This is a genomic window from Polaromonas sp. YR568 (assembly GCF_943371715.1).
GTDB lineage: Bacteria > Pseudomonadota > Gammaproteobacteria > Burkholderiales > Burkholderiaceae_C > Polaromonas.
On record NZ_CALRVW010000041.1, the window covers coordinates 1 to 21,633 of the forward strand.

General features: G+C 64.2%; 29 protein-coding genes and 2 pseudogenes. 22 read left to right on the forward strand and 9 right to left on the reverse strand.

Going from position 1 to position 21,633, the window contains the following annotated elements; translation table 11 throughout:
* The first annotated feature begins 200 nt into the window (after window positions 1–200).
* The 8 genes and pseudogenes from AAG813_RS19080 to AAG813_RS19115 all read left to right on the forward strand — a co-directional run bounded on the left by AAG813_RS19080 (window position 201) and on the right by AAG813_RS19115 (window position 5,177).
* Window positions 201–488, forward strand: coding sequence for a hypothetical protein (locus AAG813_RS19080; RefSeq protein WP_341917609.1), 288 nt, complete (start codon window positions 201–203; stop codon window positions 486–488).
* Window positions 488–841, forward strand: coding sequence for an IS66 family insertion sequence element accessory protein TnpB (gene tnpB / locus AAG813_RS19085; RefSeq protein WP_341917648.1), 354 nt, complete (start codon window positions 488–490; stop codon window positions 839–841). The genes AAG813_RS19080 and tnpB overlap by 1 nt, the downstream gene beginning before the upstream one ends.
* 87 nt (window positions 842–928) lie before the next feature.
* Window positions 929–2,497: an IS66 family transposase gene (locus AAG813_RS19090; RefSeq protein WP_341917611.1), complete on the forward strand. Its 1,569-nt coding sequence runs from the start codon at window positions 929–931 to the stop codon at window positions 2,495–2,497.
* Between the two features lie 2 nt (window positions 2,498–2,499).
* Entirely contained in the window at window positions 2,500–3,081 is a 582-nt protein-coding gene (locus tag AAG813_RS19095) for a plasmid pRiA4b ORF-3 family protein (RefSeq protein ID WP_341917612.1), read from the forward strand.
* A gap of 6 nt (window positions 3,082–3,087) precedes the next feature.
* A complete protein-coding gene (locus AAG813_RS19100) occupies window positions 3,088–3,333 on the forward strand; it encodes a hypothetical protein (RefSeq protein ID WP_341917614.1) in 246 nt (81 codons plus the stop codon).
* Between the two features lie 46 nt (window positions 3,334–3,379).
* Window positions 3,380–3,646, forward strand: a pseudogene (locus AAG813_RS19105) (VOC family protein); the annotation flags it as partial.
* A gap of 44 nt (window positions 3,647–3,690) precedes the next feature.
* Complete coding sequence (locus AAG813_RS19110; protein ID WP_341917616.1) at window positions 3,691–4,254, forward strand: hypothetical protein; 564 nt, start codon at window positions 3,691–3,693, stop codon at window positions 4,252–4,254.
* 314 nt (window positions 4,255–4,568) lie between these two features.
* Window positions 4,569–5,177 (forward strand): class I SAM-dependent methyltransferase, encoded by a 609-nt coding sequence (locus tag AAG813_RS19115; RefSeq protein WP_341917618.1) that lies wholly within the window; start codon window positions 4,569–4,571, stop codon window positions 5,175–5,177.
* An 86-nt stretch (window positions 5,178–5,263) separates the two neighbouring features.
* Here the strand turns inward: AAG813_RS19115 and AAG813_RS19120 are convergent, their stop codons facing one another.
* Together AAG813_RS19120 and AAG813_RS19125 are read right to left on the reverse strand one after the other, a co-directional pair.
* Window positions 5,264–5,920 (reverse strand): hypothetical protein, encoded by a 657-nt coding sequence (locus AAG813_RS19120; RefSeq protein WP_341917619.1) that lies wholly within the window; start codon window positions 5,918–5,920, stop codon window positions 5,264–5,266.
* Between the two features lie 24 nt (window positions 5,921–5,944).
* Window positions 5,945–6,658, reverse strand: coding sequence for a hypothetical protein (locus AAG813_RS19125; RefSeq protein WP_341917621.1), 714 nt, complete (start codon window positions 6,656–6,658; stop codon window positions 5,945–5,947).
* 340 nt (window positions 6,659–6,998) lie between these two features.
* On the opposite strand from AAG813_RS19125, the gene AAG813_RS19130 reads away from it, so the two are divergent.
* Window positions 6,999–7,379, forward strand: a complete 381-nt coding sequence (locus tag AAG813_RS19130) for a VOC family protein (RefSeq protein ID WP_341917622.1) — start codon at window positions 6,999–7,001, stop codon at window positions 7,377–7,379.
* A gap of 40 nt (window positions 7,380–7,419) precedes the next feature.
* Here the strand turns inward: AAG813_RS19130 and AAG813_RS19135 are convergent, their stop codons facing one another.
* Entirely contained in the window at window positions 7,420–8,319 is a 900-nt protein-coding gene (locus tag AAG813_RS19135; protein ID WP_341917624.1) for a LysR family transcriptional regulator, read from the reverse strand.
* A gap of 209 nt (window positions 8,320–8,528) precedes the next feature.
* Here AAG813_RS19135 and AAG813_RS19140 point away from each other — a divergent pair, with 209 nt between their 5' ends.
* The 3 genes from AAG813_RS19140 (at window position 8,529) to AAG813_RS19150 (ending at window position 10,560) form a co-directional block, all read left to right on the forward strand.
* Window positions 8,529–9,170: a nitroreductase family protein gene (locus AAG813_RS19140; protein ID WP_341917650.1), complete on the forward strand. Its 642-nt coding sequence runs from the start codon at window positions 8,529–8,531 to the stop codon at window positions 9,168–9,170.
* A gap of 57 nt (window positions 9,171–9,227) precedes the next feature.
* Complete coding sequence (locus tag AAG813_RS19145; protein WP_341917625.1) at window positions 9,228–9,983, forward strand: tRNA-uridine aminocarboxypropyltransferase; 756 nt, start codon at window positions 9,228–9,230, stop codon at window positions 9,981–9,983.
* A gap of 325 nt (window positions 9,984–10,308) precedes the next feature.
* Complete coding sequence (locus AAG813_RS19150; protein WP_096671011.1) at window positions 10,309–10,560, forward strand: hypothetical protein; 252 nt, start codon at window positions 10,309–10,311, stop codon at window positions 10,558–10,560.
* A gap of 307 nt (window positions 10,561–10,867) precedes the next feature.
* Here AAG813_RS19150 and AAG813_RS19155 read toward each other — a convergent pair whose 3' ends face one another.
* Together AAG813_RS19155 and AAG813_RS19160 are read right to left on the reverse strand one after the other, a co-directional pair.
* Window positions 10,868–11,365, reverse strand: a complete 498-nt coding sequence (locus tag AAG813_RS19155; RefSeq protein ID WP_341917627.1) for a hypothetical protein — start codon at window positions 11,363–11,365, stop codon at window positions 10,868–10,870.
* A 147-nt stretch (window positions 11,366–11,512) separates the two neighbouring features.
* On the reverse strand, window positions 11,513–12,223 hold the full coding sequence (locus AAG813_RS19160; protein ID WP_341917629.1) for a phenylalanine--tRNA ligase beta subunit-related protein: 711 nt from the start codon (window positions 12,221–12,223) through the stop codon (window positions 11,513–11,515).
* Between the two features lie 349 nt (window positions 12,224–12,572).
* On the opposite strand from AAG813_RS19160, the gene AAG813_RS19165 reads away from it, so the two are divergent.
* On the forward strand, window positions 12,573–13,349 hold the full coding sequence (locus tag AAG813_RS19165; RefSeq protein WP_341917631.1) for an N-acetylmuramidase domain-containing protein: 777 nt from the start codon (window positions 12,573–12,575) through the stop codon (window positions 13,347–13,349).
* A 14-nt stretch (window positions 13,350–13,363) separates the two neighbouring features.
* Here the strand turns inward: AAG813_RS19165 and AAG813_RS19170 are convergent, their stop codons facing one another.
* Window positions 13,364–13,696, reverse strand: a complete 333-nt coding sequence (locus AAG813_RS19170) for a hypothetical protein (RefSeq protein ID WP_341917632.1) — start codon at window positions 13,694–13,696, stop codon at window positions 13,364–13,366.
* Window positions 13,697–13,919: 223 nt separating this feature from the next.
* Between AAG813_RS19170 and AAG813_RS19175 the strand changes: the two genes are divergently transcribed.
* Window positions 13,920–14,498, forward strand: coding sequence for a DUF1439 domain-containing protein (locus tag AAG813_RS19175; RefSeq protein WP_341917633.1), 579 nt, complete (start codon window positions 13,920–13,922; stop codon window positions 14,496–14,498).
* 103 nt (window positions 14,499–14,601) lie between these two features.
* Here the strand turns inward: AAG813_RS19175 and AAG813_RS19180 are convergent, their stop codons facing one another.
* Window positions 14,602–15,300, reverse strand: a complete 699-nt coding sequence (locus AAG813_RS19180) for an amino acid racemase (RefSeq protein WP_341917651.1) — start codon at window positions 15,298–15,300, stop codon at window positions 14,602–14,604.
* 75 nt (window positions 15,301–15,375) lie between these two features.
* Entirely contained in the window at window positions 15,376–16,038 is a 663-nt protein-coding gene (locus AAG813_RS19185) for a TetR/AcrR family transcriptional regulator (RefSeq protein WP_341917635.1), read from the reverse strand.
* Window positions 16,039–16,172: 134 nt separating this feature from the next.
* Here AAG813_RS19185 and AAG813_RS19190 point away from each other — a divergent pair, with 134 nt between their 5' ends.
* The 7 genes from AAG813_RS19190 (at window position 16,173) to AAG813_RS19220 (ending at window position 20,583) form a co-directional block, all read left to right on the forward strand.
* A complete protein-coding gene (locus AAG813_RS19190; protein ID WP_341917637.1) occupies window positions 16,173–16,646 on the forward strand; it encodes a VOC family protein in 474 nt (157 codons plus the stop codon).
* A gap of 3 nt (window positions 16,647–16,649) precedes the next feature.
* Entirely contained in the window at window positions 16,650–16,997 is a 348-nt protein-coding gene (locus tag AAG813_RS19195; protein ID WP_341917639.1) for a GFA family protein, read from the forward strand.
* Between the two features lie 87 nt (window positions 16,998–17,084).
* Entirely contained in the window at window positions 17,085–17,507 is a 423-nt protein-coding gene (locus tag AAG813_RS19200; protein WP_341917640.1) for a VOC family protein, read from the forward strand.
* Between the two features lie 13 nt (window positions 17,508–17,520).
* Window positions 17,521–18,036: a DUF1579 domain-containing protein gene (locus AAG813_RS19205; RefSeq protein WP_341917642.1), complete on the forward strand. Its 516-nt coding sequence runs from the start codon at window positions 17,521–17,523 to the stop codon at window positions 18,034–18,036.
* A 27-nt stretch (window positions 18,037–18,063) separates the two neighbouring features.
* Window positions 18,064–18,771, forward strand: a complete 708-nt coding sequence (locus AAG813_RS19210; protein ID WP_341917643.1) for a DUF899 family protein — start codon at window positions 18,064–18,066, stop codon at window positions 18,769–18,771.
* Window positions 18,772–18,874: 103 nt separating this feature from the next.
* Window positions 18,875–19,825, forward strand: a complete 951-nt coding sequence (locus AAG813_RS19215; protein WP_341917644.1) for an ABC transporter ATP-binding protein — start codon at window positions 18,875–18,877, stop codon at window positions 19,823–19,825.
* A complete protein-coding gene (locus AAG813_RS19220) occupies window positions 19,822–20,583 on the forward strand; it encodes an ABC transporter permease (protein WP_341917645.1) in 762 nt (253 codons plus the stop codon). Before AAG813_RS19215 ends, AAG813_RS19220 begins: the two co-directional genes overlap by 4 nt.
* A 164-nt stretch (window positions 20,584–20,747) precedes the next feature.
* Here the strand turns inward: AAG813_RS19220 and AAG813_RS19225 are convergent, their stop codons facing one another.
* A complete protein-coding gene (locus tag AAG813_RS19225) occupies window positions 20,748–21,110 on the reverse strand; it encodes a collagen-like protein (protein WP_341917647.1) in 363 nt (120 codons plus the stop codon).
* 285 nt (window positions 21,111–21,395) lie between these two features.
* Here AAG813_RS19225 and AAG813_RS19230 point away from each other — a divergent pair.
* Window positions 21,396–21,633: pseudogene (locus AAG813_RS19230) on the forward strand (pirin family protein); the annotation flags it as partial.

Sequence of the window (21,633 nt, forward strand, 5' to 3'; positions counted from 1 at the left end):
GTAAGCGTCTGCTCTGCACCCTCTTGAGAGTGGGCTAAGTATTGTCCAAGATGGTGCCCACCAAGTAGTAGAAGGTGGGCACCATGTCAGAGCTGGTTGAGGGGTCGAGAGTTGTAAAGATTGGGCCCACGGGCAGGCCCGTGTACGCACGTGCATTCAGGCAGGCGGTGGTCCAGAAGTGCGCGCGGCCTGGAGCATCTGTGGCGGCAGTAGCACTGGCCAACGGGCTCAATGCGAATCTGGTGCACAAGTGGTGCACCAAGTATGGGCACACCCGGTCGAGCGATGCGGCAACGCCTACCCTGTTGCCGGTGTCGGTGACTGCGCAGGCGGTGATGCGCCAAGCAGGGACGTCCCCGGTGCCAACGCGCAGGAGTGGCGGCGTCATTGAGATCGACATTGGCGCAGCGCGAATTCGTCTGCGCGGCGAGATTGACGAGACAAACGTGCGCCTGGTAGTTGCCGCCTTGATGAGCGCTGCCAAGTGATCGAAGGGTTCGGCCTGCCGGGCGGCACGCGCGTGTGGATCGTTGCGGGCCACACCGACATGAGGAAGGGCTTTAACGGGCTGTCGGCGCTGGTGCAGACCGCGGTGGCGGCCAACCCCTTCTGCGGCCACGTCTTCGTGTTCCGCGGCCGGCGCGGCGACATGCTCAAGGTACTGTGGTTTGATGGTCAGGGCTTGCTGCTGTTGGCCAAGCGGCTGGAGCGCGGCCGCTTCGTCTGGCCGCAGGCCCAGTCGGGCAAGATCTGCCTCACACCAGCGCAGCTGTCGATGCTGCTTGAGGGCATCGACTGGCGCATGCCGGCGCGCACCGACCGGCCCGCTCTGGCGGCCTGACCACTGTATGAGGTCACCGCAAAAATAACCTGCTTACGAAGGGGTAGGTAGCGCAAACAGGCCGTTCGCGATGGCATAGTTGAGGCTGTGCCTGACACCACCAAAACGCCCCATACGGTCGATTCGCTCTTGCGAGTCGTTGAGGCGCGCGACGCTGAGGTGGCGCTGCTCAAGCTGTTGGTAGACAAACTCAAAGTGCAGTTGCTGCGCCAGATGCGGGCCCGGTTTGGTTCGTCCAGCGAGCAGCTGGATGACCCGCAAATCGCTCTGATCGAGGGTGGACCACTGTGTGAAATGTCGTCAGTTGCGAAGGTGGCACCCGAACGGGACGCGGCCAACAGTGAAGGCTTTGATCGAAGCTTGCCAGCGCACCTTCCTCGAGACAACCGGATCTACCGGCCCGAGGCGTCGCACGGACATCGCGATGCTGCGGGCCAGGCTTGCGGCTGCGCGGCCTGTGGAGGCCGGCTGCGTCAGATCGGCCAGGACGTTAGCGAGCAGCTGGAGTACGTGCCGTCTCGCTTCAAGGTGATACGCCACGTGCGCCCCAAGCTGGCCTGCGTGGCTTGCGAATCGATCTTCCAGGCTGCGGCGCCGAGCCGGCCGATCGCCCGTGGCATCGCTGGGCCTGCACTGCTGGCGCATGTGTTGGTGAGCAAATATTGCGACCACCAACCCCTGTACCGCCAAAGCGGCATCTACGCGCGTGAGGGGGTGCAGATCGAGCGCTCGACCATGGCTGGCTGGGTTGGACAAAGCGAGAAGCTGCTCGACCCATTGATCGCGGCGCTGGGGCGCTACGTGCTGGCGGGATCCAAGCTGCACGCCGACGACACGCCGGTGGCGGTGCTGTCGCCTGGGCGTGGCCGAACCAAGACCGGGCGTCTGTGGGTGTATGTACGAGACGACAGATCCTCGGGAAGTCCTGAAGCGCCGGCTGCGTGGCTGCGCTACTCGCCCGACCGCAAGGGCGAGCATCCCCAGGCCCACCTGAAGGGTTTCAAGGGTGTGCTGCAGGCCGATGCGTATGCGGGCTTTGCCAAGCTCTATGCCAGCGGGGACATCATCGAGGCATCGTGCTGGGCTCACGCGCGCAGGCCCTTCTGGGATCTGCACGAGAGCCAGGGCCGTGTGGCGGGCTCGGTGGCCGAGCAGGCGCTGCGACGCATTGGTGCGCTGTACGCGATCGAGGTGGACATCCGGGGCAGCCCTGTCGATGAACGCTGCCGCCAGCGCCAGGCTCGGGCCGGACCGCTGCTGGAGGAGCTATTTGCCTGGATGGGCCAGATGCTCGCTCAGGTGTCGCTCAAATCGGAGCTGGGTCGCGCGATCGGCTACACCTTCACACGGCTGAGATCGCTCACGCGTTACCGCGATGACGGCCGTATCGAGATTGACAACAACGCTGCTGAGCGGGCATTGCGCGGCGTCAGCCTGGGCAGGAAGAACTTCATGTTCATGGGTTCGGACGCAGGGGGCGAGCGGGCCGCTGCGATCTACAGTCTGGTGGAGACGGCCAAGCTCAACGGACTTGACCCCGAGGCTTACCTGCGCGATGTGCTCGGGCGCATCGCCGACCATCCGATCAACCGCATCGACGAGTTGCTGCCGTGGAACATCGGCCGACACGCCGAAGACCAACGACAAGCAGCTTGAATATGGCGAGCAAGGTTCAACGAATCAAGGCACCAGTGGCGATCCTGCAGTTGCACATCGAATTGCGTGGCACCAAGCCCAAGGTCTGGCGCCGCGTCCTGGTGCCAGAGACGATCACTCTGGCCAAGTTGCACCTCGTCATCCAGGCCGCCTTCGGCTGGGGCCACTCGCATCTGCACGAGTTCATCGCTGGCGATGGCGAGCGCTATGGCACGCCAGATCCGATGTACGACGATCCTGGCTCGATCACCAGTGAGAGCACGCGACTGACCACCGCCCTGAACCGGTCGACGTTGAGCTACGTCTACGACTTCGGGGACTATTGGGACCACCGCATCAAGGTCGAGAAGAAGATTGCACCGATTCCGGAGTTCATGCTCCCGTTCTGTGCTGGTGGTGCCTGTGCAACGCCGCCCGAGGATTGCGGAGGCGTGCCGGGTTATGCTGAGTTCGTGCGGGCCATGGCGAACCCTGACGATCCCGAGCACGACGAGCTGGTCGAATGGATCGGCACCGATGCCTGGGACCCTTTAGCCTTCGACACCATCGAGATCAACGACCGGCTCGGCGAGATCAAGGTCTGAGCGGCAATGGCCTGGACGAACTATATCGAGGCCTTGATCGAGGACGGCGGCGACATCACGATCGGTGCGCTGCCGCCGCACAAGTGCGTCGCTACAGCCGCCGATGCCAGCAACTGCCTAGCCATGCTCGTACGTCGCGATGACGAGAGCCTCAACGCCCTGCTTAAACGCCTGGACAAGGCCATCGGCCTGGCTTGGTCAAATGACACGTTCGTCGACGAGGTCAACGAAGGTGTGAGCGACCTGCTTTAGCTCCTTCATCGATCCGGCGTCAAGAGGGGTATTGAGAGGACGCTTACACTTCTACCGCAGCCCGGGCGGCAGCTTTGGCATCACCACGCCCATCAATGGCGAAGCGGCCTGTCATGGCAACGGCAGCACCATCGGTTTCAAGATGGAGTCGCCCGAGCAGGTCGATGCGTGGCATGCGGCTGGTGTGGCCAACGGCGGCACGACGTGTGAAGACCCGCCCGGCATTCGCGACGGTTCGGTGGGCCGGCTTTACCTGGCTTACCTGCGCGACCCGGACGGCAACAAGCTTTGCGCGCTGCACCGGCCGGCTTGACCGGCAGCCACAACTAATCTGTCAGCCAACCAAGGAGGAACGCCATGACCCGCCAATTTCTGTCCATCTGCCTGCTCGCCCTGCTGCCCCTGCTCGCCCACGCGGAGCTGAAAGACGAGAACCTCGTCCACGGCCTGCCCCCGGGCTACAAGATCGACTTCCAGGCCCGCAAGGGCAACATGATCATGACCGAGATGGTGCCGCAGGCCGAGTCGGTGAAGAACTGGACCGAGATGCTGACGAGTCAGATTTTTCTGGGGCTCAAGACGGCCACGCCTGATGGTTTTCGGGCCTTCATGCAGCAGACCTGGGCCGCCTCCTGCAAGGGCGCGGAGTTTGCCACCGTGGCCAGCGGCCAGGAGAACGGCTACCCGTTTGCGGTGTGGATCCAAGCCTGCCCGCTGAACACCAGTACCGGCAAGCCGGAGCACACCTTCTTGAAGGCCATCAAGGGCAACGACAGCTTTTATGTGGTTCAGCGCGCGTTCAAGTCCAACCCCACCAGCGAGCAGGTGACTGCGGCCACGGAGCATTTGCGCAGCGTCACCGTGTGCGACTCGCGCCTGCCAGACCGCCCCTGCATGAAGGTGGACAAGCCGGCGCAATAACGCGCGAAGCCCTGCGCGGGCAGAGACACGGCGACTCCAGCACTTTGAGCGCCTTGGTGGCTCCCGACCCACCGCGCCCGCCCACTGCGAAGCGGGTTCATGGATTGCGGGTCAAGCCCGCAATGACAGATCAAGAGTCGGATGCGTTTTATTCGCCGCGTTATGTGCGGCGAATGGTGCGCAAGTGCACTCAAGTACCATGCGCCTTGACCCTGGGCTTGACCCCATTCACCTGACACGCTGCCGGACGCCTCGTGCGCTGTTGCCGTCGCGCAGCCTGCTGCCGGCCTGCACAAGAAAGAAGAGCGAAGCGCATGAAATCTGCAAGTGACTCATGGTTCGACGAAGCGTACTACCAGCGCTATTACTTTGACGAGAAGACCGGCGTGGTGGACCCGGCGCATGTGGAGCGCCTGGGCAACTTTGTGTGCAGCTACCTCAAGTACCTGCGCGTGCCGGTGTCGCGGGTGCTGGACATGGGCTGCGGCATTGGCGTGTGGCGCGAGATTGTGGCCACGCACTTTCCTGATGCGAGTTACCACGGGGTGGAGTACAGCGCCTACCTGTGCGAACGGTATGGCTGGGAGCGTGGGTCGGTGGTGGACTACACCGCTGCCGAGCCCTTCGACCTGGTGATCTGCCAGGCCGTGCTGACCTACCTGAACCCGGCGGACCTGAAGCGTGCGCTGCACAACCTGGGCCGCCTGTGCCGGGGCGCGCTGTATGTGGAGGCCGCCACGCGCGAAGACTACGAGCGCGACGTCATCGACGATGAACTGGCCGACCCGCGCCTGTTTCGTCACCCGGCGCAGCTGTACCGCCGCGGGCTGCGCGAGGGCCTGATCGAAATTGGCGGCGGTGTGTGGCTGAGCCGGCAGCTCGATGTGCCGCTGTTTGAACTTGAATGCGTGGACAGCCGCTGAGAAGGGCTGAGTGCTGTCCAGCTACCCCGGCGGCCGGCTGACCCCGGCCAGCGCAGGGGCACCGTGACGCCACGCGCCCTCCCGACCTATGGTTTCGCGGGTTGCAGGCCCTTGGCTTCCACCTGAAGCACGCCGTTGCTGGTGGCTCTCAGCTTGAAGGCGTTGTCGATGCCGCCAATGAAGAAGCCCGTGCCGACAAACACGACATCGGTCCCGGACACGGTGACCTGTTCGGGCTCGAGGTTCAAGGCCCCGTAAATCAGCAGGTAGCGTTCGTTCTGGTTGGAGGGGTTGATGAAGATCGTCTTCTCATACCCATGGCCGCGCTTTTTCATGCCGGTGTGGGGGTACACCCTGAGGGGCGAAAAGTCAGCATCCAGCGTTTCAATGCGCATGGCGATGTGCGTGAGTTCTTTGCCTTTACCTGCGCCGCCAGCCAGGGGAAGGCTGGTGATGCTGACGCCATATGTTTTCGTGTAGGCCGGAAGCTCCAGCAACAACAGCGCCTGTGCGCCTTGTCCAAAGTCATGAGCGGGGGATTTTTCGTCCAGCCTCAACTCGGTTTTTTCAAGCGGAAGGGGCACCCTGGCCAGCGTTTTCAATTGCTGGCAACAGGGCGCCGTGCCCTGCGCGGAGGGGGCCGCGGTCTGGGTGGCAAGCGGCGCAGCGTCTTGCGCGTTGCCCACCAGATGAACAGCGGCCAGGCAAGCTGCCGCCGCCAGACGGATGAAGGGATCGCGCATGGGTTGAGGCGTCAGTGATCGAACTTACTTTTTCAGATCAGCCACGATCTGCTTGACCAGAAGGTCGACGCTGGCCGTCAGGCAGGTTCTGGTTTTTTCGATGTCGGCCACCAGTTTGTCGATGTCGCTGAATTTGCAATCGGCTGCGGCTTCAATATGCACGACGTCCTTGTTGCCGGCGTTGTAACCGTAGTGGTAGACCTCTCTGTACAAAAGCGCCTTGGATTTGCTGTCATTGAGCTCAGCGGTCATGACCACAAAAGGAAAGTACGCGGTCGATGCGCCTGCTGCAAGATACGCCGCCTCGATGTTCAGCTGCAGAAACGCGTCCTGCCCTGTCGTCACGCGCTCGGTCTCTTTCACGGCCGCAGGCTTGGCGCCGCGTTTTAACGGCACGGTGACGACTTCATACCCGAGCTGCCGCAGGCCAGGCAGGGCTTTGGCATAGAAGTCGGAGGTGATTTTTGTTTTCCTGGGGTCCAGCAGGTCGTTGAGTTTTTTGGTTTTGCTGGCGGTATCGGCGGCCGTGATGGCTGCACCGATCAACCCGAAACTCATGCCCGGGTGATTGACGACGCGGGCCGGATACTCGTCCTGGTCATCCCACTGCTGAACGGCAATTTTTTTGATTCCAGAAGAGGCTTCACCATTAAAAGCCTGCTTCTCCATTCGGGTGGCGCAGCCAGTGAGCAGCAGCGCGCCGAACAAGACGGCCAGACACGCACAGCGGTTGATCAACGAGTTTGTCATGAGGTCCCCCCAAAGAATAGTTATACGATTTGTGACCTGAGCAGTTTAGGCGTGCAAAGGACACACAGGCCCTGACATCACACACTGACGAACACTCGTTGATGCAAATGTCTTTGTTGCACAACACCTGCAGACCCCTTGTTTACTTGTCCAACTTCATGACCGATGCCTTCTATACATTCGGGCAATGCAACATGCGGGACCTGCACACGTCAGGCCTTTGAAGTTGATGCACAAACCTGCTGAACTTTTTGCTTAACGGCGGTCCATCCTTTAACATCCACCGATACCTTTTCGCCTACTCGGGCACCTCACGGAGACAACATCAATGTTCAGTCATGTCATGGTCGGCGTCAGCGACCTCGAAGCCTCGAAGAAGTTTTATGACGCGGTGCTCGGCACCCTGGGTGTCGCGCCCGGCGTTGCCAACAAGAACCGCTATTTCTACCGCAGCCCCGGCGGCACCTTCGGCATCACCACGCCCATCAACGGCGAGCCGGCCTGCCATGGCAACGGCAGCACCATCGGTTTCAAGCTGGACTCTGCGGAACAGGGCGACGCCTTTCATGCGGCCGGCCTGGCCAACGGCGGCACCACCTGTGAAGACCCGCCGGGCGTGCGCGAAACTCACCCGGGCAAGCCTTACCTGGCCTACCTGCGCGACCCGGACGGCAACAAGCTTTGCGTGATTCACCGGCCGGCCGCATAAAGCTGCACAGGCCCGCATAGGCCTATATCGAGGCCGGCGCTTACGCCCTTTGCGCGAAGCGCTGCGACAGCAGAAATTCGACGAAGGTGGCGGTGTTGAGCGCCAGCCATTGGCGCGCCGGGTAAACGGCGTAGATGGCGGGGCCGGGCGGCAGGCTGTGCTCGGGCAGCAGCTCGACCAGGGCGCCGCTGGCCAGTTCCTGCTCGACCAGCAGCCGGTCGATCAGCGTGATGCCGGCGCCGCTGCAGGCGGTGGCGGCCAGGGCCATGCCGTCGTTGACGTGGATGCGTCCCTTGACCCGCACCTGCGTGGTGACGCCGCCGGTGGTCAATGACCACTCGTCGTAGACGCGGTTGCCGCGTGTCCACAGCAGGCATTCATGCTGCGTCAGGTCGTCGGCGCTGTGCGGCATGCCGGCACGCGCCAGGTAGGCCGGCGCGGCCACCAGGGCGCGGGGGTTGTCGGCCAGCTTGCGCGCCACCAGGGTAGAGTCGTCCAGATGCGCGACGCGGATGGCCACGTCGATCTGCTCGGCGATCAGGTCGGTCATGCGGTCTTCCACCAGCAGCGTCACTTCCACCAGCGGATGGCGGCGGGTGAACTCGGTGATCAGCGGCACCAGATGGCGCTGCCCGAGCGGGCGCGGGCAGGCCACGCGCAACGGCCCGCGCACCTCCTGCTGGAACTGACCAGAGATCTGCGCCACGTTGCCCAGCGCCCGGTCGATCTGCTGGGCCTCCACCAGCAGCAGCTTGCCAACTTCGGTGAGCATGAGCTTGCGCGTGGTGCGCTGGATCAGGCGCGCGCCCAGCTCGGCCTCCAGCCGCGCCAGCTGGCGCGAAAGCACCGACTTGCCGCAGCCCAGCCGGACGGCGGCCGCGCTGATGCTGCCGGCGCTGACGATGGCCGAGAAGGTGGTGAGGAGTTGGGGGTTGAGCATGGGGCGGGCAGGGTGACGGGCGGCCGGCGCTTGATTGTTGCTGAAATTGCAACTCAATTGTGCTTTATTGGGGCTTCCAAAGCAACAACACAGTCCTTACATTCAGTACAAGCGCGCCCGGCGCGGCGCCGCTATCAACCAAGGACTTCTTTTACATGACTTCATCTGCCACCCTGACCGCCCCCGTTTCCACGGCACCTTCGACCGAGATGCCCTCGGACGCGCTGATCGAGCGCCTGCAGTGGCGGTATGCCGCCAAGAAGCTGGACCCGGCCAAGGCGGTGCCGCAGGCCAAGGTGGAACGGATTCTGGAGGCCGCGCGCCTGGCGCCCACCTCCAGCGGCCTGCAGCCCTACGAGATCATCATGGTGAGCAGCAAGGAGGTGCGCGAGCGCATCAAGCCGATCGCCTGGAACCAGGGTCAGATCACCGACGGCTCGCACCTGCTGGTGTTTGCCGCCTGGGACAACTACACGGCCGATCGCATCAACATGATGTTCGACCTGACCAACAGCGTGCGCGGCGCGACCAACGAAGGCTGGGAGAACTACCGCAACATGCTGCTGGGCATGTACCCGCAGCGCGAGGCAGAGCTGAACTTCCAGCACGCCGCGCGCCAGGCCTACATCGGCCTGAGCGCCGCCATGATGGCCGCCGCCTTTGAAGAGGTGGATTGCACGCCGATGGAAGGCTTCGACGCGAACGCGCTGGACGAGATCCTGGCCCTGCGCGCCCGCGGCCTGCGCAGCGTGGCCATCTTGCCCCTGGGCTACCGCGAGGCCGACAAGGACTGGCTGGTGAACCTGGTCAAGGTGCGCCGCCCGCGCGAGCAGTTCATCACCGAAGTCTGATCAACGCGGGGGCATGACAGGGCAGGCTGCAGGGCTCCCGCTGCTACAGTCCTTCCCATGCTTCGCCCTTGCGCTTCACACGCACTTCCCCATGCGGTCAGCCGCCTGCGCAGCGCGCGGCTGGCCCGCAGCGCCAAGCCGTTTCTGGCGCGCGGCGGCCCGCGTGGCGAGCGCTGCACCGGCTGCCGGCTGATTTCCAGCCACTGCCTGTGCGCCCTGCGTCCGGCCGTGGCGGTGCGCGCCGGCGTATGCCTGCTCATGGCCGACATCGAGCCGCTCAAGCCCAGCAACACCGGCTGGCTGATCGCCGACGTGGTGGCCGACACCTTTGCCTTCAGCTGGGCGCGCACCGAGGTCGATCCCGCGCTGCTGGCCCTGCTGGCCGATCCGCAGTGGCAGCCTTACCTGGTGTTTCCGGCGGAGGCGGTGGAGGGTGGCCGGCCAGTGACAGGCGAGCTGCCGGCCGGGGCGGCCAATGGAAAGCGCCCGCTGTTCGTGCTGCTGGACGGCACCTGGTCCGAGGCCAGCCGGATGTTCCGCAAAAGCCCCTACCTCGACGCGCTGCCGGTGCTGAGCCTGCAACGCGAGCAACTGTCGAACTACAAGCTGCGCCGCTCGCAGCGCGACGAGGCTTTCTGCACCTCGGAAGTGGCGGCGCTGTGCCTGGCGCTGGCCGGCGAGGCCCATGCGGCGCAGACGCTGGAGGCTTACCTGGACGTGTTCACCAACCATTACCTGCACGCCAAGCAGCAGCAGCCCGTGGATGCAGGCGACGCCGCGCATCTGCGGCTGCAGGCGCTGGCGGCCCTGTAACGCTCTTTTTTTGATAGCTGCTGGCGCCTACTCCAAAAGGGCCGGGGGCCGATTTGGCGTGAAGGTTTGCGGCAAACGACCGAGGCGCGACAATGGAGCCCAGCACGCCCGGCTAGGAGCCTGGGCGGCAGAAGGCGTCGAAGCGAAAAGTGGCCCCGGCGAGGACAGTTTTTGCCGGGTTTGCAGCGCCATAGCCGTAGCTATGGGGCAAAAACCCGGTGAAAAATGGACCGCCGCGGTCGCTTTGCAGCCGACGTCCCTTCTGCCGCCCAGGCTCCTGGTGCCCGCACCGGCCCGGCGTCACCCCCACCTCAAGAGCCCCACCATGACCGACGACCTGAACCGAAAAACCGAATTGAAGAAGATGGAGCTGTGCGACTCGTGCGCCGGCATCCAGCGCAACTGGCGCAAGGCCCCGGGGCACCCGGAGTTGGTGCAGGGCGCCAACCGCCAGGAAAGGCGCGGCGGCGCGCTGGTCACCGTCACCAAGTACCGCTGTGACCGCTGCGGCACGGCGTGGGAGTACGAGAACGACAAGGCCAACCTCAAGGCGGGCTGGTCGGTGGTGGGGCGTTAGGCGCGCCGAATACTCCTGTTTTGATAGCTGCTTGCGCACATGGAATAAGGGCTGACGGCCTATTTGGCTTGAATGCTGTGCGTTAGCCTGAAAACTGTTCGCTTGAACCGTTCGCCCTGAGCTTGTCGAAGGGGCCGCCGTCAAACTCTGGACAGGCTTCGACAGGCTCAGCCCGAACGGAGACTGCGGCTTCAATGAACAGCATCGAACCTAGCCTGCCAACCTTCAAGCGCCCATAAAAAAAGACAGGCATTGCCTGTCTTTTTTGTTTTGGCTCGCGCGGCTGCTGGCAGCCGCTGCGTAGCAATTACTTGCTGCCGGCGGCTTTCACGTCGGCCTTGGCTTCTGCCTTGACAGCGCCGGTTTCCACTTTGGCGGTGGCCTTGTCGGCTGCAGCGTTGGCCTTGACGGTTTCCACTTTGGCGTCGGCCTTGATGATGGTCTTGTCGGCCTTGGCGTCAGCATTCACGATGGCTTTTTCAGCTTTGGCGGTGGCCTTGGCTTTGTCATCTGCGTCGGCCTTGGCAACCTTGGCTTGTGCCTTGGCTTTGGTCGTGGCGGACTTCTTCACGGCCTTGGCTTTCTTTTCAGCAGCGTTGACTTCTGCCTTTTCAACCTTGGTGTCGGCCTTGACGTCAACCTTGGCTTCGCTTTTCACAGCAGCTGCCACGGACTTGTCGGCCTTGGCTTCTGCCTTGACCACTGCAGGCGTCGCAGGCACGGCTGGGGTAGCGGGTGCAGCGGCTTGCGCAAATGCAGCGCCGGTCACGAGGGTAGCGATCAGGGTGGCGAGTAATTTGTTCATGAGAGTCCTTTGAGTGAGCTAGTTGTGACCAGATGAAGTCATGATGATCCCGTCTACAACGTCCGGCGCGGACATCCTGACGACGCAACACACATCTTGTTGCAAGTCAGCGCCCCGCTTTACATGGGGTTGCCGACGCGGGGGTGCTCAGCGCGCTGCCGGCTGCAGCTCGAAGCGCGGGGCCGACCGGGTCAGCACGCGGGCCTTGGCGGTGGCGGCGGGCCAGGCCGCCGGCACTTCATGCATGAGCGCGGCGATCAGCGTGCGCATGTCTTCCCAAGCCGACTCGTGCAGCGCTTCGGCAACGATCAGCACCGTGCTGGTGTCGGCGCTGACAGCCGACAGGCTGCTTTGCCGGTTGGTCCAGCGGCGCGCGTGAGCGTTGTCGGCCTCGTCGACAAAAATGATTTCATGGGCCTCGGGGTGCTCGACCTCGCCGGAGAAGGTCTGGTAATGCTCGAGGCCGGTGGCGTAACGCACCTGCAGGTCGCCCACGACCTTGGACAGGTCGAACACGGCCACCGGAATGGCAAAGGCCGCCGACACCGCGTTGCACAGGTCCACCAGCGGGTGCAGCCGCGGCAGGGCGCCTTCCTTGCGCAGGCGACGCAGCAGCGCCTCGGCCGCACAGCGGTACTTGGTGGGCTTGAGCCCCATCTTGGAGAACACCTGGCGCCAGGCCTTGATTTCGGGCAGCTCGCCTTCGCTGCTGTTGCCCAGCCGCGCCGCGGCGATGCCGCTGAAGCGCGTCACCTGCGGGCCGACCGCCGCCTTGCTGCTGATGCCCCGCACAAACATGGCGCCCGGTACCAGCTCGGGGCACTGGGTCCAGATCTCGTTGGAATGGCTGAAAAACACGCGCTTGCCTCCTTGCTGCCAATGATGGGCCAGTCGGCCGATTCCCGCAACGGCGCGCTGACACTCCTGTTGTTATAGCTGTTGTCGCCCGTGTTCATTGGGCTGACGGCCGGTTTCATGCTTGACCCGCGACCGAAGGCCACGCGCGGCGAAACGGGGGTGTGCCGCCAAAAACACCATGCATCCACTGGTTCGACGGCCGCTGCACCGCGCATTTTGTCCTCCATTTGGAGGATGCCAAATCGCCGCCGCGCCGCTACAACCGGGAGCATAACAACTCTCAAACGCACGCCGGCTCTTTCAGGACCGCATCGTTCCTGCATCACCGGCGGCAGAAAGGAAACCGGCTATGTTCACAGGCAAGGCAGCGCCGCTGTCGCAACAGGGAATCGACACGGTGCTCGGCAGGCTGGGGGTGGACGCCCCCGCGCTGTGGGCGGTGCTGACGGTGGAAACCAGCGGCTGCGGCTTCCTGCCGGACCGGCGGCCCAAAATCCTGTTCGAGCGTCATTGGTTCAGCCGGCTCACAAACGGGCGCTTCGATGACCAGGCGCCCGACCTCAGCAACCGCAACTCGGGCGGCTACGGCGACGGCGGTGCGTTTCAGTATGAGCGGCTCACCCGGGCGCTGGCACTCGACCGCGAGTCCGCGCTGAAAAGCACGTCCTGGGGCCTGGGCCAGGTGATGGGGTTCAATGCCGCCAAGGTCGGCTTTGCCAGCGTGGAGGCCCTGGTGAACGCCAGCCAGGCCTCGGAAGATGCGCAGCTTGGCGCCATGGCCGGGTTTATCGAGCGGGGCGGTCTTGCGCGGCATCTGCGCAACGCCGACTGGGTGCAGTTTGCCTTCAACTACAACGGGCAGGATTTCCAGAAGAACCGCTACGACAAGAAGCTGACGCTGGCCCACCAGCGTTACCAGCTCGGGCCCTTGCCCGACGTCGCAGTGCGCACCGTGCAGCTGGCACTGATGCTGCTGGGTTATGGCGGTGAGCGCTTTGTGGATGGCTGGTACGGGGAGGCCACGCAGAAGGCGCTGGTCCGGTACCAGCAGCGTGCCGGGCTGCCGGCTTCCGGCACGCCGGACGACGCGACCCTGGCCCGGCTGTACGCGAACCTCGGCTGGTAGGGCCTGGCTGCGTTTTACCTGCGGCGCGGATCGTTCGGCCAGCGGTCTGCGCGGTCGCGCGTTCCGTCGCCATCACGGTCATGATCCCGGTCACCGTGGCCATGGCCATGGCCGTGGCGCGACGGGCCGTGCGGATGGGCGCGCGGCACCGGCACCACCACCACAGGCGGGGGCCGGCTGTAGCCACGCGGGTAGTCGTAGCCACGGCGCTGGTAGCCGCCTTCGATGTACACCGGTTGCTCGACCACCATGGGCGGGCCACCGCCATAAGTCGGGTAAGCCGGCACCGGATAAACGGCGCAGCCGGACAGGCCGGCGACGGTCAAAACCAAAAGAGTCGTTTTCATGAGCTGTCCTGACACCCGTCCACAAGCGGCCGGGTTGAAGCATTGAACGCGTCGCAGGTGTCGTGTGTGTGTGGGCTTGTAGGCAGCAGATGTCTGCACGTAACGGGATGTGCCCGACAACCGCATCAGCAGGGCGGGTATGCGCTGCGGCAGCGCCGGCGCGGCGCACAATGATTGATTGCATGCTGGCATGCGCTTTTTCACTTTTCTTGATGAAGGCCCGATGAAACGCAGACTGTTGTTGACCCTGCCCGGCTGGACCGCCTTGGCCGCCGCGGCGAATGCGGCGCGCGCCGCCACGCCGGCCACGCCTGGCGGAACGGGCTACAAGGTGACGGTCGAACAGCTGCAGCAGGCCGTGGCGCAGCGCTTCCCGCGGCGTTACGAGATGGGCAGCCTGCTCAACCTGCAAGTGCAGGCACCGCGCGTGCGCCTGCTGCCCGAGCAGAACCGCCTGGGCACCGAGATGGTGGTGGACGCGGCCGGCCCGGCGCTGGCACGGCCCTCGACCGGGACCTTCGACGTGGACTTTGCACTGCGTTACGAGGCCAGCGACCAGACACTGCGCGCGCACCAGATCCGGCTCAACGCCCTGCGCCTGGACGACATGGCGCCCGGCCCGGCGGCACTGCTGCAGGCCTACGCCCCGACCCTGGCCGCCCAGGCGCTGAAGGAAGTGGTGCTGCACAAGCTGAGGCCGCAGGACCTGATGCTGACCGACGGCCTGGGACTGGAGCCGGGCAGCATCACGGTGACGGCCAAGGGGCTGACGATTGCCCTGGTGCCCAAGAAAATGCTGTGAGCCTGCGGCCGCGGCCGCAATCGGCCTGGCCCAGAGCGTCCGACTCTTCTCTTTTGATAGCAGCTTGCGCAGGCAGCAATTGGGCTGCAGGCCGATTTGATGCCTAAAGTGTGCCGTGCACCGCGCGCAGCAGCGCCGCCCGCGCCAGCAGGCGCGTGGAGTCCAGCGTGGGCAGCGGCGCGTTGCCGTCGTTGATGATGAGCGGGATCTCGGTGCAACCCAGCACCACCGCGTCGCAGCCTTCACTTTTCATTCTTTCCATCACGCGCTGGAAACTCGCCACCGCCTCGGGCCGGAAGATGCCGCAGACCAGCTCGTCCATGATGATGCGGCCCAGCTCGTCACGCTCGGTGTCCGTGGGACGCAGGTACTGCAGCCCACGCGCGCTGAACTTGTCCGGATAGACCGCGCTGTCCACCAGCCAGCGGGTGCCGGTGATGCCGATGCGATGAAAGCCGCGCTGCACGGCCTCTTGCGCCACCACCTCGGCGATGTGCAGCCAGGGCAGCGGCGAGCGCGGCGCGGCATAGTCAAAGGCCTGATGGATGGTGTTGTCGGGGCAGATCAGGAAGTCGGCGCCAACGGCTGTGAGCTTGTAGGCCGAGTCCAGCATCAGCTCGCCCACGCCTTGCACGTCGCCGCGCTCCAGGCAGTCCACGTAGGCGGCGAGCGAGGGCGTGTGCATGGAAATTTCAGGGTGTGCGTGGGGCCCGAGCAGCTGGGGCCCCTCGGCGCAAATGGTGCGGTAACACAGCGCCGCACCCTCCGCGGAGCAGCCGACGATTCCGATGTGAAGGGGCATGGACTGGGGCATGGTGACTCCTGTTCGCGTGTCACCCATTTTCCTCAGGTTTGAAAGAAAAGGTGCAAGGGCGGCTCACAGCCCCTTTTCGACCATGTCGAGCAGGCGCTGCCCAACCAGCTGCATTTGCGGACCGATCACCGGACCCAGCGGCCCGTCGATGACCAGCATGGCCAGGCCGTGCACGGCGGACCAGGCGAGGAACTCGGCGCCGGGGCGGCGCTCGGGCGGCATCACGCCGGCCTGCACCAGCTTGTCGAGCGCGGCGCCCAGCAGCTCGAACGGGTTCAGGCCGCCCGGGCCGGCCTTGTCGGGGTCGCGCGGGGCTTCGCCCTTCATGTCGTCGGAGGCGGCGAAAGCGGTGCGGAACAGTCCGGTCTCGGCCTGGGCAAAACGCAGGTAGCCGGTGCCGACGGCGCGCACGCTGGCGCGGGCGAAATCGGCGGGCGGCAAGCCGGCAGGCACGGCGGCCAGTTCGGCCTCCATGGCCTGGGCCACGGCGGACAGCGCGGCCGCTCGCACCGCCTGCAGCAGGGCCTGGCGGCTGGCGAAATGCCGGTACGCGGCGTTGGGCGCCACCCCGGCGCGGCGCGTGGCCTCGCGCAGCACCACGGCCTCGGGCCCACCGGCGCGCGCCAGCTCGATGCCGGCCTCCAGCAGTGCGCGGCGCAGATCACCGTGGCGGTAGGTGCTGCGGGCCGGCGGCGCGATCGGCGGCGTGATGGACAGGGCGGTCATGGTTTGTTACTTTTTATGTGGACGCCGTCCATTATCTTTGGTATTCTTTTGTGGACGCCGTACACAATACCTTCACGATACCCCTGTTTGACGGCGCAGGCAATGGTTCGCCAGCAATTTCAAGGAGCACACCGATGCAAAAAATCACGCCCTTCCTGTGGTTCAACGACCAGGCCGAGGAAGCCATGAATTTCTACACCTCGATCTTCAGGAACTCGAAGCCGGGGGAAATCAGGCGGTATGCCGACGGCGGGCCCGCGCCCAAGGGCACGGTGATGTCCGCCAGTTTCCAGATCGAGGGGCAGGAACTGATCGCCTTCAACGGCGGCCCGCATTTCAGCTTCACGCCGGCCATCTCGCTGTTTGTGGACTGCAAGACGCAGGAAGAAGTCGATGAACTCTGGGACAAACTCTCTGAAGGCGGGCAGCCCCAGCAATGCGGCTGGGTGACCGACAGGTTCGGCCTGTCCTGGCAGATCATTCCCTCTGCCCTCGGCGAGATGCTGCAGGATAAAAATGGCGCCAAGGCGAAGGCCGCCATGCAGGCCATGATGCAGATGCACAAGATCGACGTGCAGCGCCTGCAGCACGCTTTTGAGGAGGCCTGAAGCATGGTTTACCAAGGCAGCTGCCACTGCGGCAAGGTCGCGTTTGAAGTGGAAGGCGAACTCACCGGGGCCATGGAATGCAACTGCTCCATATGCACCCGCAAGGGCGCGTTGATGTGGTTTGTGCCGCGCGAGAAGCTGCGCCTGCGCACGCCGGAAGACGCGATGGCCACCTACACCTTCAACAAACATGTCATCGCGCACCGCTTCTGCAAGACATGCGGGATTCATGCCTATGGCGAGGGTGTGGACCCGAAAGGAAACCGCATGGCGGCGGTCAATGTCCGCTGCCTGGAAGGGGTGGATCTCGCCGCCATCCCTGTCCACCACTTCGACGGGCGGTCCAAGTAGGGCCGCAGGACCCGCTCACGAACGCCCCTTCATCCACTGAGCCACTGAGCCACTGATTCACCAATTCACTGAACCCGGGAGATCACCATGCTTGTCCAGCCCTATCTGTTTTTTGACGGCCGCTGCGAAGAGGCCCTGACGTTTTACAAGACGGCGCTGGGCGCCGAAGTGACGGCGATGATGCGCTTCAAGGAGAACCCCGAGCCCCAGCCGGGCATGTGCGCCCCGGGCTCGGAGGACAAGATCATGCACGCCAACTTGCGTATCGGCGAGACGCAGGTGATGGCCTCGGACGGCATGGCTTTCGGCGGCAAGCCGGAGTTCAAGGGTTTTTCGCTGACGCTCACCGTGCCCACCGACGCGGAGGCTGCGCGCCTGTTCAAGACGCTGAGCGACGGCGGGCAAGTGCAGATGCCGCTGGGCAAGACCTTTTACGCCTCGTCCTTTGGCATGGTGACCGACCGCTTCGGCGTGGGCTGGATGGTCATCAACCCGTTGCCCATGCCCTGAAAGGAGTGTTGTCATGTCCAATACCAATACCGAACAAGACCTCTGCGCCGCCGCGGTGGCGCTGGCCCAGCACCGCTGGCTGCAGCAGCTGGTGGGCGACTGGACCTTTGAAGGCGAAGCGGACATGGGCCCGGGCCAGCCGGCCATGAAACACTCGGGCCAACAAACCGTGCGCACGCTGGGCGAATTGTGGGTGCTGTGCGAAAGCCAGGGCAGCATGCCCGACGGCAACCCGGCCCAGATGTTGATCACGCTCGGGTATGACCCGCAGAAAAAAGCCTTTGTCGGCACCTTCGTCGGTTCGATGATGACGCACCTGTGGCATTACACGGGCTCGCTGGACGCGGCCGAAAAAGTGCTGACACTGGACACGGAAGGCCCGTCGTTCAGCGGCGACGGCACCCTGGTGCGTTACCAGGACATCATCACCCTGCAGGGGCCCGACACGTACGAGCTGGCCTCGCAGGTGATCCAGGACGACGGCAGCTGGAAGCGTTTCATGACGGCCACTTACCGCCGGGTCAAGTAAAAAAGCAGCTGAACGACAGGTGCAGCCATGAACGCAACACCGCCCCTGAAGCCGGCCCAACAGCTGGCCCTGGCCAACGGGGTCCGCTTCCCCAATGAAAGCGCAGACTACCGGCGCGCACGCGATGCGCTGCTGGCCGAGGAGATCGAGCTCAGGCGCCACATCGAACGCGTGGCCCAGCAGCGGCGCGAACTGCCGCCGGGCGGCGTACTGCCGAAGGACTACGACTTCGAGGGCGAAGACGGCCCGGTGCGTTTTTCGGAACTGTTCGCCGGCAAGCAGACGCTGGCCATCTACAGCTACATGTTCGGGCCGCAGCGCAAGCAGCCCTGCCCGATGTGCACCTCGCTGCTGTCGGCCTGGGACGGCGAAGCCGAGGACGTGGCGCAGCGCATTGCGCTGGTGGTGGTGGCGCGCTCGCCGATCGCCCGCCTGACCGCTTTCAAAAAAGAACGCGGCTGGCGACACCTGAAGCTGTACTCGGATGTGCGCGGCGACTACACCCGCGACTATGTGAGTGCGCAGGACGCCGATGTGCCGGCCTTCAACGTGTTCACGCGGCGTGACGGCAGCCTGCGGCATTTCTGGAGCGCCGAGATGGGCATGGCCACCGCCGACCCGGGCCAGGACCCGCGCGGTGCGCCCGACCTGATGCCGCTGTGGACCATTCTGGACAGCACACCCGAAGGCCGTGGCAGCGACTGGTACCCGGCGCTCAACTATCCCGCGGCCTGAGCGGGCACGCGGCCCGGCGCCAGCAGCCTTCGCGCGATCCAGTTACAGTGGCGCAGGCCGGTGCAGCCGTACCGCGCAGGACAAGCCAACGCAGGGTATCGATTTGCCAGACATCATCTCCATAGAACAGCTCAGCAAGGTGTACGCCTCGGGCTTCGAAGCCCTGAAGTCGGTCGACCTGACCATCCGGCGTGGCGAGATTTTTGCCCTGCTCGGCCCCAACGGTGCCGGCAAGACCACGCTGATCAACATCGTCTGCGGCATCGTCAAGCCCAGTTCCGGCCGCGTGACAGCCGACGGGCACGACATCGTGCGCGACTACCGTGCGGCGCGCGCCAAGATCGGCCTGGTGCCGCAAGAGCTGTCGACCGACGCGTTTGAAACCGTCTGGTCCACCGTGAGCTTCAGCCGCGGCCTGTTCGGCAAGCCGGCCAACCCCGCGCATATTGAAAAAGTGCTGCGCGACCTGTCGCTGTGGGACAAGAAGGACAGCAAGATCATGACGCTGTCGGGCGGCATGAAACGCCGGGTGCTGATCGCCAAGGCGCTGTCGCATGAGCCGCAAATCCTGTTTCTCGACGAGCCTACCGCCGGCGTCGACGTGGAACTGCGCCAGGGCATGTGGCAGATGGTGCGCAAGCTGCAGGACAGCGGCGTCACCATCATCCTGACCACGCACTACATCGAGGAAGCCGAAGAGATGGCCGACCGCATCGGCGTGATCAGCAAGGGCCAGCTCATCGTGGTGGAAGACAAGGACGTGCTGATGCGCAAGCTTGGCAAGAAGCAGCTCACGCTGCAGCTGCGCACGCCGCTGCAGGCCGTGCCCGAGGCGCTGGCCGGGCTGCCGCTGGCACTGGAAGCGGCGGGCCACACGCTGGTCTACACCTTCGACACCCAGCAGGAGGAAACCGGCATCGGCGAGCTGCTCAAACGGCTGGCCAGGCTGGGCATCGACTTCAAGGACCTGCACTCGAGCGAGAGTTCGTTGGAAGACATCTTCGTCAGCCTGGTGCATGCCGACCAGCCGGCCGCCCTGAAGGAGGCCGCATGAACTGGTATGCCATCCGCGCCATCTACCGTTTCGAAATGGCGCGCACCTTCCGCACGCTGACGCAGTCCATCGCCTCGCCGGTGATCTCGACCTCGCTGTACTTTGTGGTGTTCGGCGCGGCGATTGGTTCGCGCATGGGTGACATCGACGGCATCAGCTACGGCGCCTTCATCATTCCCGGCCTGATCATGCTGTCGCTGCTCAATGAAAGCATCTCCAATTCCGCTTTCGGCATCTACATGCCGAAGTGGTCGGGCACGATTTACGAACTGCTGTCGGCACCGGTGTCCTCCATGGAGGTGGTCATGGGCTACGTGGGCGCGGCGGCCAGCAAGTCGGTGCTGCTGGGCCTGCTGATCCTGGCAACGGCGCGCATCTTCGTGCCCTACAGCATTGCGCACCCGTTCTGGATGCTGTGTTTCCTGCTGCTGACGGCGCTGACCTTCAGCCTGTTCGGTTTCATCATCGGGCTCTGGGCGGACAACTTCCAGAAGCTGCAGATCGTGCCGCTGATGGTGGTGACCCCGCTGACCTTTCTGGGCGGCGCGTTTTATTCCATCAACATGCTGCCGCCGCTGTGGCAGAAAATTGCCTTGTTCAACCCGGTGGTTTACCTGATCAGCGGCTTCCGCTGGAGCTTTTACGGCGTGGCGGATGTCAACGTCGGCATCAGCGTCGCCGCCATCCTGGGTTTCCTGGCGCTGTGCCTGGGCGCCGTGTGGTGGATCTTTCGTACCGGCTGGAAATTGAAGGCCTGATCAAGGCCCGAGGAAAGCGTGAGCCCGGCGCGTGCGCCATGCCTGCCGGCCATGAAAAAGGCCCCAGTCACCGCGGTGGCTGGGGCCCTTTTCATGGGCTGCACCATTGGTGCGACCCGTTTCATGCCAACCAGCCCGGAAAGGGCTGATCGAGCGATGAAAACTTACTTTTGCGGGACAACAATCACGGTGTCGCCGGTAGCGCCGGTAGCGCCAGTAGCGCCGGTGGAACCGGTAGCGCCGGTGGCGCCAGTCGCGCCGGTAGCACCGCCGCTAGGGCCGGTGGAGCCGGTTGCGCCGGTGGAACCAGTTGCGCCGGTGTAACCCGTCGAACCGGTAGCGCCAGTGGAACCCGTCGAACCGGTGGAACCGGTAGAACCAGCAGCGCCGGTGGAACCAGCTTCGCCAGCAGGGCCGGCAGGACCAGGAACGGTCACCACGGCAGGAGTAGGCGTGACAACCGTACGGTCACAAGCGGTCAGACCAAGGGTAGCAACCAGGGCGGCGAGCAGGATGGAATATTTCATGGGAGTCTTTCGGAATTTGAGCGAAAAATGCGCGCGAAATTGTGCGCAGGCAGTTTTTCCTGCCTCGGCCTTGTACTGCCTAAAATAATTTCTGGGTAGATTCAACAGGACGAACCATAAATTTACCTGCAGTGCGGGCCAGGTTCTGTAGGACGAACCCACGATGACGTGTCCCGATTTGGCCGGTGTTGCCGGAATCCCCAGGGCGCGTGGGTGCACAGCGACCACGCCGGCACACGAAAACGGATGCCGGTAAGCTCGGCGCTGACGCCTGAAAGCAGCACCATGCCCTCTTTTTCCCCTGCGTCCCACCCCCTTGTTCAGGTCAAGCCTCTCGGTTTTCCGTGGGAGACGATGGACCCCTTTCTCTTTTGCGTGTACCACGACGATGCCTACCCGGCCGCCAATGCGCAGATGGGGCCCCGGGCCTCGCTGTCGGGCCGGTCCATCGGCCAGGATTTTTCGCGCAAGGACGGCTGGAGCATGTACCACGGCAGCGTGGTGCCGGGCTTTCCGGCCCACC

Coding starts and splice junctions, on each gene's coding strand:
- AAG813_RS19170 (WP_341917632.1), bottom strand. CDS start 13,696: ATGAAAACGACTCTTTTGGTTTTGACCGTCGCCGGCCTGTCCGGCTGC.
- AAG813_RS19200 (WP_341917640.1), top strand. CDS start 17,085: ATGCTTGTCCAGCCCTATCTGTTTTTTGACGGCCGCTGCGAAGAGGCC.
- AAG813_RS19115 (WP_341917618.1), top strand. CDS start 4,569: ATGAAATCTGCAAGTGACTCATGGTTCGACGAAGCGTACTACCAGCGC.
- AAG813_RS19155 (WP_341917627.1), bottom strand. CDS start 11,365: ATGAACAAATTACTCGCCACCCTGATCGCTACCCTCGTGACCGGCGCT.
- AAG813_RS19095 (WP_341917612.1), top strand. CDS start 2,500: ATGGCGAGCAAGGTTCAACGAATCAAGGCACCAGTGGCGATCCTGCAG.
- AAG813_RS19190 (WP_341917637.1), top strand. CDS start 16,173: ATGCAAAAAATCACGCCCTTCCTGTGGTTCAACGACCAGGCCGAGGAA.
- AAG813_RS19135 (WP_341917624.1), bottom strand. CDS start 8,319: ATGCTCAACCCCCAACTCCTCACCACCTTCTCGGCCATCGTCAGCGCC.
- AAG813_RS19210 (WP_341917643.1), top strand. CDS start 18,064: ATGAACGCAACACCGCCCCTGAAGCCGGCCCAACAGCTGGCCCTGGCC.
- AAG813_RS19180 (WP_341917651.1), bottom strand. CDS start 15,300: ATGCCCCTTCACATCGGAATCGTCGGCTGCTCCGCGGAGGGTGCGGCG.
- AAG813_RS19130 (WP_341917622.1), top strand. CDS start 6,999: ATGTTCAGTCATGTCATGGTCGGCGTCAGCGACCTCGAAGCCTCGAAG.
- AAG813_RS19225 (WP_341917647.1), bottom strand. CDS start 21,110: ATGAAATATTCCATCCTGCTCGCCGCCCTGGTTGCTACCCTTGGTCTG.
- AAG813_RS19120 (WP_341917619.1), bottom strand. CDS start 5,920: ATGCGCGATCCCTTCATCCGTCTGGCGGCGGCAGCTTGCCTGGCCGCT.
- AAG813_RS19110 (WP_341917616.1), top strand. CDS start 3,691: ATGACCCGCCAATTTCTGTCCATCTGCCTGCTCGCCCTGCTGCCCCTG.
- AAG813_RS19195 (WP_341917639.1), top strand. CDS start 16,650: ATGGTTTACCAAGGCAGCTGCCACTGCGGCAAGGTCGCGTTTGAAGTG.
- AAG813_RS19175 (WP_341917633.1), top strand. CDS start 13,920: ATGAAACGCAGACTGTTGTTGACCCTGCCCGGCTGGACCGCCTTGGCC.
- AAG813_RS19220 (WP_341917645.1), top strand. CDS start 19,822: ATGAACTGGTATGCCATCCGCGCCATCTACCGTTTCGAAATGGCGCGC.
- AAG813_RS19205 (WP_341917642.1), top strand. CDS start 17,521: ATGTCCAATACCAATACCGAACAAGACCTCTGCGCCGCCGCGGTGGCG.
- AAG813_RS19185 (WP_341917635.1), bottom strand. CDS start 16,038: ATGACCGCCCTGTCCATCACGCCGCCGATCGCGCCGCCGGCCCGCAGC.
- AAG813_RS19145 (WP_341917625.1), top strand. CDS start 9,228: ATGCTTCGCCCTTGCGCTTCACACGCACTTCCCCATGCGGTCAGCCGC.
- AAG813_RS19140 (WP_341917650.1), top strand. CDS start 8,529: ATGCCCTCGGACGCGCTGATCGAGCGCCTGCAGTGGCGGTATGCCGCC.
- AAG813_RS19150 (WP_096671011.1), top strand. CDS start 10,309: ATGACCGACGACCTGAACCGAAAAACCGAATTGAAGAAGATGGAGCTG.
- AAG813_RS19100 (WP_341917614.1), top strand. CDS start 3,088: ATGGCCTGGACGAACTATATCGAGGCCTTGATCGAGGACGGCGGCGAC.
- AAG813_RS19165 (WP_341917631.1), top strand. CDS start 12,573: ATGTTCACAGGCAAGGCAGCGCCGCTGTCGCAACAGGGAATCGACACG.